This is a genomic window from Amycolatopsis sp. NPDC051371 (genome assembly GCF_040682155.1).
Classification (GTDB): domain Bacteria; phylum Actinomycetota; class Actinomycetes; order Mycobacteriales; family Pseudonocardiaceae; genus Amycolatopsis.
Genome location: NZ_JBFBAG010000073.1, coordinates 36,246 through 45,921 on the forward strand (window position 1 = coordinate 36,246; position 9,676 = coordinate 45,921).

General features: G+C 70.5%; 12 protein-coding genes. 7 read left to right on the plus strand and 5 right to left on the minus strand.

Features of this window, described 5'->3' with window-relative positions; translation table 11 throughout:
- Window positions 1–6: 6 nt before the first annotated feature.
- Window positions 7–1,092, minus strand: a complete 1,086-nt coding sequence (locus AB0M59_RS49750) for an acetate kinase (RefSeq protein WP_364630154.1) — start codon at window positions 1,090–1,092, stop codon at window positions 7–9.
- Window positions 1,080–3,374, minus strand: a complete 2,295-nt coding sequence (locus AB0M59_RS49755) for a phosphoketolase family protein (protein ID WP_364630157.1) — start codon at window positions 3,372–3,374, stop codon at window positions 1,080–1,082. The genes AB0M59_RS49750 and AB0M59_RS49755 overlap by 13 nt, the downstream gene beginning before the upstream one ends.
- A gap of 154 nt (window positions 3,375–3,528) precedes the next feature.
- Between AB0M59_RS49755 and AB0M59_RS49760 the strand changes: the two genes are divergently transcribed.
- Window positions 3,529–3,759 carry an aldehyde dehydrogenase family protein gene (locus AB0M59_RS49760; protein WP_364630189.1) on the plus strand — a complete coding sequence of 77 codons (231 nt, stop codon included), beginning with the start codon at window positions 3,529–3,531 and terminating at the stop codon, window positions 3,757–3,759.
- A 6-nt stretch (window positions 3,760–3,765) separates the two neighbouring features.
- Here AB0M59_RS49760 and AB0M59_RS49765 read toward each other — a convergent pair whose 3' ends face one another.
- Window positions 3,766–4,209 (minus strand): hypothetical protein, encoded by a 444-nt coding sequence (locus AB0M59_RS49765; RefSeq protein ID WP_364630159.1) that lies wholly within the window; start codon window positions 4,207–4,209, stop codon window positions 3,766–3,768.
- A 104-nt stretch (window positions 4,210–4,313) separates the two neighbouring features.
- Here AB0M59_RS49765 and AB0M59_RS49770 point away from each other — a divergent pair, with 104 nt between their 5' ends.
- The 6 genes from AB0M59_RS49770 to AB0M59_RS49795 all read left to right on the plus strand — a co-directional run bounded on the left by AB0M59_RS49770 (window position 4,314) and on the right by AB0M59_RS49795 (window position 7,746).
- Window positions 4,314–4,616, plus strand: coding sequence for a DUF3040 domain-containing protein (locus tag AB0M59_RS49770; RefSeq protein WP_364630162.1), 303 nt, complete (start codon window positions 4,314–4,316; stop codon window positions 4,614–4,616).
- A 63-nt stretch (window positions 4,617–4,679) separates the two neighbouring features.
- A complete protein-coding gene (locus AB0M59_RS49775) occupies window positions 4,680–6,149 on the plus strand; it encodes a cation:proton antiporter (protein ID WP_364630165.1) in 1,470 nt (489 codons plus the stop codon).
- Between the two features lie 80 nt (window positions 6,150–6,229).
- Entirely contained in the window at window positions 6,230–6,406 is a 177-nt protein-coding gene (locus AB0M59_RS49780) for an ANTAR domain-containing protein (RefSeq protein ID WP_364630192.1), read from the plus strand.
- An 81-nt stretch (window positions 6,407–6,487) separates the two neighbouring features.
- Window positions 6,488–6,865 carry a DUF1330 domain-containing protein gene (locus AB0M59_RS49785; protein WP_364630168.1) on the plus strand — a complete coding sequence of 126 codons (378 nt, stop codon included), beginning with the start codon at window positions 6,488–6,490 and terminating at the stop codon, window positions 6,863–6,865.
- A gap of 77 nt (window positions 6,866–6,942) precedes the next feature.
- Window positions 6,943–7,173: a hypothetical protein gene (locus AB0M59_RS49790; protein WP_364630171.1), complete on the plus strand. Its 231-nt coding sequence runs from the start codon at window positions 6,943–6,945 to the stop codon at window positions 7,171–7,173.
- A 204-nt stretch (window positions 7,174–7,377) separates the two neighbouring features.
- Complete coding sequence (locus AB0M59_RS49795; RefSeq protein ID WP_364630174.1) at window positions 7,378–7,746, plus strand: DUF5313 family protein; 369 nt, start codon at window positions 7,378–7,380, stop codon at window positions 7,744–7,746.
- 177 nt (window positions 7,747–7,923) lie between these two features.
- Here AB0M59_RS49795 and AB0M59_RS49800 read toward each other — a convergent pair whose 3' ends face one another.
- Both AB0M59_RS49800 and AB0M59_RS49805 read right to left on the minus strand, forming a co-directional pair.
- Window positions 7,924–8,352: an SPW repeat protein gene (locus AB0M59_RS49800; protein ID WP_364630177.1), complete on the minus strand. Its 429-nt coding sequence runs from the start codon at window positions 8,350–8,352 to the stop codon at window positions 7,924–7,926.
- A gap of 110 nt (window positions 8,353–8,462) precedes the next feature.
- Window positions 8,463–9,002, minus strand: coding sequence for a cytochrome P450 (locus AB0M59_RS49805; protein WP_364630180.1), 540 nt, complete (start codon window positions 9,000–9,002; stop codon window positions 8,463–8,465).
- Between the last annotated feature and the right edge of the window lie 674 nt (window positions 9,003–9,676).

Sequence of the window (9,676 nt, forward strand, 5' to 3'; positions counted from 1 at the left end):
AATTGGTCACAGCACCGAGACCGCCGCAGCCGCGAGAGAAAGCTCTTCCCGCGACCGCACCGCGAGCACCGGGACGCGCGCTCCGGCCGGGCTGATCACCGCGTCACGCTCCCGGTTCCGGCTCAGCCCGCCGCGCACGCCGAGCACGCCGAGCCCACCGGCGACAGCTTCGGCGACCTCCGGCTGGTCCCACCCGATGTCACCGGTGAACACCAGCGCATCGACCCGGTCCAGGCTCACCGCGACCGCGGCCAGTTCGCGCCGGGCACGGTGCTCGAACACCGCCATCGCGAACCGCGCCTTGACGTCGCCGGCGCGGCTGTCACGGACCAGCTCGCGCGTGTCGTCCGACGTCCCGGACAGGCCGAGCAGCCCGGAGTGGCGGTACAGCCCGTCTTCCAGCTCGGCGACGTCGAGATGGCCTTCGCGCAGCAGCCACAGCAGCATCCCGGGATCCACCGTGCCGGAGCGCTTCGCCATCATCGTGCCCTCCAGCGGCGTGAAGCCCATGGAGGTGTCGACGCTGCGCCCACCGGCCACCGCGGCGACCGAACAGCCACCGGACAGGTGCGCCACCAGCAGGTTCAGCTCCGCGGCCGGGCGGTCCAGCAGTTCGGCGGCGCGACGCACGGCCCAGCCGAACGACAGCCCGTGGAACCCGAACCGCCGCAGGTCCCACCGGGCCCGCCACCGGGCCGGCAGCGGGTAGGTGCGGGCGATCTCAGGCAGGTCGCGGTGGAACGCGGTGTCCGGGCACACGACGTGCGGGACGTCCGGCAGCAGCTCGCCCAGCTGGTCCAGCAGCGCTTCGGTGTTCGGCACGTGCTGGGGCGCAAGAGACTTCGCCGCGGCGATCGCGGCGCGGACCCGGTCGTCGGCCACCGCCGGCTCGATGAGATCGGCGCCGCCGTGCACGAGACGGTGCGCGACCGCGTCCACACCCAGTCCGTCCACAAAGGATTTCACCTCGTCGGCGGCCTCGGCGGGCGGGCGGCCGATTTCCGCGGAGTCCGCCACATCGCCGTCCTCGACGACGTGCAGCCGCAGGCTGCTGGAACCGGGGTTGACGGTGAGCACCCTCATCCACGCCACCGCCAGCCGGTGATCTCTTCCGGATCCTGACCATCCTGATAGGACTGGACGAGCAGCGCGTCGCGGCGCTTGACCAGCTCGCGAGCGAGGTCGCCGCCGGCCGAGGCCCACCCCCGGGCGCGGGTGACGGCGTCGGCGGCGAGGTCGTGGCGGGTCATCCGGTTGCTGGCCAGCAGGTCGAACGGCGTGGTCGTGGTGCCCTCCTCGCGGTAGCCGTGCACGTGGAACCGGGCGGTGCCGGGCCGGCCGTGCAGGACCTCGTGGACCGCCGAGGGGTAGCCGTGGAAGGCGAACACCACCGGAAGGTCGTCGCCGAAGCAGGCGGCGAAGGATTCGGCGGACAGGCCGTGGGGGTGCCGGTCCGGCGGGCACAGCGACAGCAGGTCCACGACGTTGACCACCCGCACCCGCAGGTCCGGTGCGATCTCGCGCAGCAGGTCGGCGGCCGCGACCGTTTCCAGGGTCGGGGTGGTGCCGGCGCAGGCCAGCACGACGTCGGCGGCGCCCCGGGCGGTGCTCGCCCACTCCCACACCGACGCCCCGGCCCGGCAGTGTGCGCGGGCTTCCTCGGGCGAGAGCCACTGCGGAGAGCTCTGCTTGCCGGTGACGACGACGTTGATCAGGTCGGTCGAGGCCAGGCACCGGTGCATGACCTCCAGCAGCGAGTTCGCGTCCGGCGGCAGGTAGACCCGTGCGGTGGTGGCTTTCTTCGTGAGCATCTGGTTGATGAACCCGGGGCCCTGGTGACTGTAGCCATTGTGCTCCTGGCGCCAGCCGTCGCTGGAGAGCAAGTAGTTCAGGCTCGACACCGGCGCCCGCCACGGGACCTCGGCGGACATCTTCAGGAACTTGGCGTACTGATTCACCATGCTGTCCACAATGGACACGAACGCTTCGTAGCAGGGGAACAGGCCGTGCCGCCCGGTGAGCAGGTACCCCTGCAGCCAGCCCTGGCACAGGTGCTCCGACAGCACCTCCTGCACCCGGCCGCGCGGCGCGAGGTGCTCGGAGTAGCCGGGCACCTCGGCGTCGAACTGCCGCGACGTCGCGTCCAGCAACCCGCCGAGCTTGTTGGACTCCAGCTCGTCGGGGCAGACGACCCGGAACGTCTCCGGCGCCTGGCGGATGATCTCGGCCAGCCACTCCGCCAAGACTTCCGGGCCGCTCGCATCCGTGCCGCCGGGCGCGTCGACCGCAACCGCGTACTTGCCGACGTCCGGCAGTGGCAAGGGACGCCGCAGGTTACCGCCGTTGGCCTGCGGGACCCGGCCCAGCCGCAGCTGCGGGTCGGGCGGCACTGCGAGGAGGTCGGCCGCGGGTACGCCGTCGGCGCCGAACAGCTCTTCAGGCTGGTAGGAGCGCAGCCAGCGCTCGAGGGCCGCCAGTTCGTCCGGGTCCTCGGCCGCGGCGGGCAAGGGAACCTGATGGGCGTGGAACGTGCCTTCCAACGGAGTGCCGTCGGGTGAGGTGGCGGGCAGACCGAGCCCCTTGGTGCTGCGCAGCACGATCATCGGCGGCGGCCCGATCGTTCGCCCGTGTGCCTGGGTCAGGGCGTCGGCGAGCGGGGTGTCCGGGTCGTCGGTGTCGCGCACGTCGACCAGCAACGGCGTCCAGCCGCAGCCGGTGAAGTAGGCGGTCAGCTCGTCGTCGGACATCGCCTCCCAGATCGTCGGTGACGCGATCTTGTAGCCGTTGAGGTGCAGGATCGGCAGGACCCGCCCGTCACCCGGTCCGGTGAACTTCGGGCTGTGCCACGCGGCCGCGGTCGGTCCGGTCTCGGCCTCGCCGTCGCCGACGACGCACGCCACCAGCAGCCCGGGGTCGTCGAGCGCGGCTCCGAAGGCCGTGGCCAGTGCGTAGCCGAGTTCGCCGCCCTCGTGGATGACGCCCGGCACTTCCGTCGAGAGGTGGCTGGGGAAGCCGCCGGGCCAGGAGAAGCGCCGGACCAGCTCGGCGAGGCCGTGACCGTCGAGGGCCAACCGGTCGTCGTACTCGGCGTGGGTGCCCTCCAGCCACAGGTTGGCGTGGATGGCCGGCGCACCGTGGCCGGGGCCGGTGACCAGCAGTGTCCGCTGCCCGGTCTCGGCGACCAGCCGGTTCAACCCGGCGTAGATCAGCGTGAGGCCAGGACAGGTGCCCCAGTGGCCGAGCGGGCGCGGTTTGAGGTGCTCGGGCCGTAGTGGCTCGGTGAGCAGGACGTTGTCCTTGAGGTGGATCATCGCGGCGGCGAGGTAGTCGCACGCACGCCGGTAGCGGCGCAGGGTTTCGGGCCGGGCAGGCAACGGTCACTCCCTTCGCGGGGTCGGCTCGACGGGTACCCGGCCCGACGCCGGTCAACCGGCCGCCGCCGGAGCGCGAGCCCTACGGCCACCGCGAAGAGTTCTTCGGACCGGTCGCCTGATCTGGACCGCCCGCGACGTCGACGACGCGATCCGCATCGCCGACGACTCGACGTTCGGCCTCGGCGGCAGCGCGTGGACCCGCGACGAAGCCGAGCAGCAGCGGTTCGTCACCGAGATCGAAACCGGAATGATCTACATCAACAAGTTCACCGCGTCGACGCCCGAAGTACCCTTCGGCGGGACCAAGAACTCCGGCTACGGCCGCGAGCTGGCCGGCTTCGGCCCGCGCGTCTTCGTCAACGCCAAGACCGTGTGGATCGCCTGAGCGGGCCTACCGGCTTCCGCCCGTGGGCGGCGGCTCGATCTCGGTCACCCGGCGTCGGTCGGCCTCCGCGCCGGCACGGTGGCGGGCGGCTTTCCGCCGGTGCTCCGCGGCACCCGGCCCGCCGCCGTCGGCGGCCTTGTCGTGCTGGGCCGCGGCTCCCTCGCGAGCCGCGGCCGAGCGCAGCAGCGCGGCGCGGACCCGCAGGCAGGCCGCCGCCGCGCGCTGCCGGGCGTCGAGCAGGGATTCGGGTCCGGCAGCGCCCTCGGCCGGTGGCGGCCCACCGTGCTCGTCGGCGCGGAGCCCGCCGGGGTTCGAGGCCGCGGCCGCCAGCTCGGAGCGCCGCCACCGGGCGGTCTCCGGGCGGTCTCCGCGCGCTGACCGGCGCGACGAGCAGCTTCCGCCGCCGCCGCGCCAGGATCCTTCCCTGCGAGCACGTCTCCACGGTGGCACAAACCCTTGCCGCGGTGGAGTCGTCCATCCGGCCCGTCGGGGTTGACCGGCACCGCACCGGGTAGCCGAGACCGCATTGCCCGGATCGGCGCCGGAGGAGCAGCATGTTGCCTGAACACGAGAGCCGTGCCCTGCGCGGGATCGAGGAACGTCTCCGGGCCGAGGACCCCCGCTTCGCCGCGGTCGTCGACCGTTTCGGCCGGGTTCACGCCCTTCGCTGGTACGCGATGCTGGTCCTCGCCGAAATCACCGCCGCGGTGATGATCGTGACGGGCGTTTTCAGCGGCGACGGCTGGGTGTTCTTCTGGGGAGCAGCCGGCGCAGCCGTGCTGGCCCGGCTCCACGTCACGAGGTTCCGGACGTCCCGGCGGCTCCTGCGCCCGGGACGAACCGGGCAGACCCGGTGAGCGTCCCCGGTCCCTCGTGGCGGGCCCTGGTGTCCGTTCCCGACGCCGATTGAGGAGGATGACGTGGGCGGCATCGAGTCGTTCGGCCTGACGCTGCTGATCGCCTCACTGGTGGTCTCGGTGGCTCTGCTGTCCAACCGCATCAGCACCGCCCTCAAGGTACCCGCGCCCGCGTTCTTCCTGGTCGCCGCGGCCGCGGCGTCGGATCTGGTGCCTTCCCTGCGGCAGGTGTCGCTCGGCGTGGTCGAAAACGTCGTCACCGTCGCACTGGTGGTCATCCTCTTCGACGGCGGCATGACCATCGGCGTCCGCAAACTGCGGTCGGCCCTGGGTACCGTGCTGTCCACGGGGGTGCTCGGCACCTTCCTCACCGCCGGGGCGCTGGCGGTCGCCACCCACCTGCTGTTCGGCCTGCCGTGGCTGCTTTCCCTGCTGCTCGGCGCCGCACTCGCCCCCACCGACCCGGCCGTCGTGTTCTCCGTGCTCGGCAACCGGGAGATCACCGGGCGGGCGGGCACCGTGATCCAGGGCGAATCCGGGGCGAACGACCCGGTGGGCATCGCGCTGCTGCTGAGCCTGGCCGGTATCTCAGCGAGCGCCGGGTTCGGCGACGCCACGCTCGGTGTCCTCGGCCAGTTCGTGCTCGAGATGGGTGTCGGCGCGGCTGTCGGCCTGGTGGGCGGCTGGCTGCTGTTACAGGTGGTTCGCCGGGTCGAAATGCCGGCCGAAGGGCTCTACCCGCTGCGCACCCTCTCGGCGTCGTTCGTGCTCTACGGCGCCGCCACCATCGCGCACGGCTCCGGCTTCCTCGCGGTGTTCATCGCCGGCGTGCTCGTCGGCGACGCCGCGGCCCCGTTCAAGCGGGAGATCGAGCGGTTCCACTCCTCGCTCGCCAGCCTCGCCGAAATCGTCGCCTTCGTCGTCCTCGGCTTGACCGTTTCACTGTTCTCGCTGGTCACGACCGACGCGTGGTGGATCGGGCTGGTGCTGGCCGTGCTGCTCACCTTTGTGGTCCGGCCGCTGATGGTCGGGCCGTTGCTGGCCGCCACCCGCATGACTCGCGGTGAGCGGGCGTTCGTCGTGTGGTCCGGGCTCAAGGGCGCCGTCCCGATCCTGCTCGGCACCTACGTCCTCGCCTCCGGCCAGGGCCAGGACGTCCTGGCGTACGAGATCATCTTCGTCGTCGTGCTGTTCTCGGTCGTCGTCCAAGGCGGACTCATGCCCGCGGTCGCCGCCCGGTGCGGGATCGCCATGCGCGAACGCCCGCCGCGTCCCTGGGCGCTGGGAATCCGCACCGACCGGGAGCCGGAAGGCGCCCGGCGGTTCCGGATCACCGCGGGCGCGCCCGCGGCCGGGCGCACCGTCGAACAGCTCCACCTGGACGACGACCTCTGGATCAGCCTGGTCGTCCGCGGGGGCAAGCAGCTGCGGGTCCGGAGCGACCTCACCCTCGGCGAAGGCGACGAAGTCCTCGTGCTGACCGACCCGGACACCGACACGGACCCCGCGAAGCTCTTCATCGAACGGACTTAGCGAAACGGTGGGCTGGGCACCAGCGGGTCACTTGTTCCCGGGTTCGAAGCGTCGAGCTCGCCGAGCTGGAGCGTGTCCACCTGCGCCGGGCGATCGCCTCCCGCGACGTCATCGGGCAGGCCGCAGGCATCCTCCTGGCCCGGCAGGGTCTCGACGCCGACGCCGCGTTCGACCTCCTGCGCCGCACCTCCCAGGACTTCGACGTCAAGCTGGCCGACATCGCCGCCACCTTGGTCGCCAACTACACCGCGCTGTGACCCGCCAAAGATCGCTGAACCCGGGCCCCGTTCGCTACCATGAGCAAGCGCTCATTAACCACAGCTGATGCGGAGGCCCGGATGGCAGTCGACCCCCGTGGCGCGGACCTCAAGCGGTACCTGACCGAGGACCCCGGCGGTCCCGTGGTGATGCTGAACCTCCTGCGCTTCCGCGAAGGCGGCCGGGGCAGCTACGACCAGTACGCCGCTGCCCTCGAAGAGACCTTTCTGCCGCGGTACGGCGCGAAGGTGCTCTACGCGGGCAGCGGTTCGACGTCGCTGGTCGCAGAACCGGGACAGGACTGGGACGCGGTGCTGCTCGTGCAGTACCCGAGCCGCGAGGCGTTCAGCCGGATGGTCGCGGACCCGGAGTACCAACAGGTGACGCACCTGCGGACCGAAGCCCTCAGCGAAGCCGTCCTCCAGGCGACGACGCCGTGGCCGGACGCCGGGCGCTGACCTCCACCACCATCGGGCGACTCGGCGTTTGACCGCCGCGCGGCCGGTACGCCCGAGAAGTTCCGGTCACCCGCCGGGTGACCGGCTTCGCCCGGCGCGACGAAGCCCGCCACGTCGCCTTCGGCGTCGCCCACCTGCACCGCCTCGGTGCGCTTGACCCCGGCCTGCGGGCCGGCGCCGCGCGACCGTCGAACGCCGCACGACGCCCTGCTGGACACCAAGGACGGCGCCGCCGGCTCGTCCGCATCGGGTTTCCGGACGACGAAGCCACCGAGCTGTCCCGGTTGCACACCCGCAACTTCAGGTGAGCGCGGGCAGCATACGTACCACGCGGTCGGGGTTCGCGTGCGGACGCTGCCGATCACGCTCGACGCGCCAGCTTGCCGCCAGGTCAGGCAGTTCGGCAGCCGCCGCTTTCCGCCACGGCTGCTGTGCGGTCGTTCGGCGTACCGTTCACGGCCGGATCAACGCAGTCCGAGTTTCGGCCTCTCCCTGACGGGCACTCGATCGACATGGAGGTGCACCGGCCAGGCCCATTGCGGTGGCTTCGGTACGTGTACGGCCTTCGGCTGCCGGAGGAGTACCGCGGCTGGGTCCTGCACGACGCGACCGCACGCACCTGGCTGCTGCGGTTCGCGCTCCGGATCTGCGTCGAGGCCCTGCCGTGGCTGGCCGCGGCGTTCGCCGTCCTGGTGACGTTCACGCCGCTGCCGCTGTCCTTGGTGGTCCTGGCGCTGGTGCTCAGCCTGTTCCTCGGCTTGTTCTTCACGATGACCAGCGCCGACGAGCTCGCCGAAGTCCGCCTCGTCAAACACGGCTTCCCCTACGGCACCGGCAAGAAAGTCCGGGCCGAGCACGGCCGCTCAGCCACCTGGCCCTGATGGCCCCGAAAACCGGACGCGCCGGGCCCCGCGTCGATGCGATCGCAAGCACATTCCACCGCTCCGACGGTCGCCCTCATCGGAGCACAGCAGGCAGACCTGCGCAGCAACATCAAACTGCACGAGCTCGCGGTTTGGATCGTCGACCAGCGCCGGAAGCTTTGACCGACGCCGCCGTCAGGCCCGGGTGCGCTCGGCAGCCTTGCGGCGGGCGGCGACCGTGACCGCGATGACCGAGAAGATCGCCACCAGAATGCCCACGACCATGGCGTTCGTCTTGGCCGCGTCCCGGTGTCCCTCGGACGGGTAGCCCAGCGCGAACGGCGAGACGATCAGCCAGAACCCGAGCACCACGTTCACCAACCCCAGCCAGCCGGCCGCGCGCGGCGCGACCAGGCGCACCGCGGCCACCACGGCGATGACCACCCCACACAGGAGGATGTTCCAGAAGCCCGCCGTACCGGCCAGCGTCACCGAATAGCTGAACAGGAACGCAGCCACGACCAGCCACACCCCGGCGACGAACTCCGCGGCGATCGGGAGCCGGCCCTCCCGCATCTTCTGGTCCGGGGTGCTCTGCTTCGTCGAAGTTCCGATCTTCGCCATCCGACCTCCTCAGCCCACGCACAGTGGACACGCACCTGCGGAACACTTTCCGCAAGCTGGGCATCAAGTCCGGCGTCAGCTACGTGGAAACCCCGCTCTGGACGCCGACGTCACCAGGTGACCGGCAGGCTCCGCACGCCGTAGTTGGTGCCGTACACGTCCATCGGCACCTCCTCCACCGGCACCGCCAGCTTCAGGTCGGGGAAACGCCGGAACAGCTGCGGCAGGATCGTCTTCAGCTCGGCACGGGCGATGTTCTGGCCCAGGCACTGGTGAACGCCGTAGCCGAAGGCGAGGTGACGCGTCATCCGGCGGTCGAAGTCCGGGCTGTCGGGGGCGTCGAACGCCCGCGGGTCACGGTTCGCGGCGGGCATCGCGACGACGACCAGGTCCCCTGCGGCGATCTGCTGCCCTCCGAGTTCGAGATCCTCCTTCGCGACACGGCCGAGCCCGAACTGGACGATCGTCAGGTACCGCAACAGTTCCTCGACGGCCGGCCCGACCTTGGCCGGTTCGTCGAGGAGCTGAGAGCGCTGCTCGGGGTGCGTCAGCAGGGTCAACGCCGACAGCCCGATCATCGCCATCGTGGTGTCGTGCCCGGCGAACAGCAGCAGCAGTCCTGCAACAGAACCCAGACCTTCGGAAGTCATCGATAACACTCGCCCAAGCCGGTAGCCCGCACAGAAGCCGCCTCCACATCAGCGACAGGAAGCAGGGCAGACCCGCCGTCAGGCGCCGGAGTCGCGCCCAGCCATGAGTCAGCGATCGACGCTGGGCCGACACAGTGCGCACCGGCAGCAATACTGCACCGCGAAGCCGCGCCCGTGCAGCCCCGCCGACGACCACCAGAGCTGGCCGACAACGTCACCGGGACAGCAGCGGCAGCCGGGCAGACCACCATTTGGACGATCGTCAAGATAGACACTAAATCGCCCCTACTCAGGGGAAGCAAAAAAGCCCAGGTCTATGACCTGGGCTTTGCTCCCCCGCTTGGACTCGAACCAAGAACCCTCCGGTTTATTGGTTCGAACCGTTTCAAGTCGACGTCAGTCGATCTAGCTGGAATGTTTGCAATCGTGCATGCCCTCAGTCGACGTCAGTCGATCTCATTCGGCATGCAATTTCGCCCCTAAATCGCCCCTAGTTCGAATGTCACGGCGCCGCGTCCCTGCACAACCGTCACGTTGATGGCGCTAACTGATTCTCCCCAGTGTTGCTAGATCAACTTCCCCAGGTAGGTGTCCTACCGGCGTGTCGTTTGCGCTGGTCAGTGGCCTTCGGGCGACGGTTCTCGGTGTTGATCACTGTGGATCGTCGCTGGAGG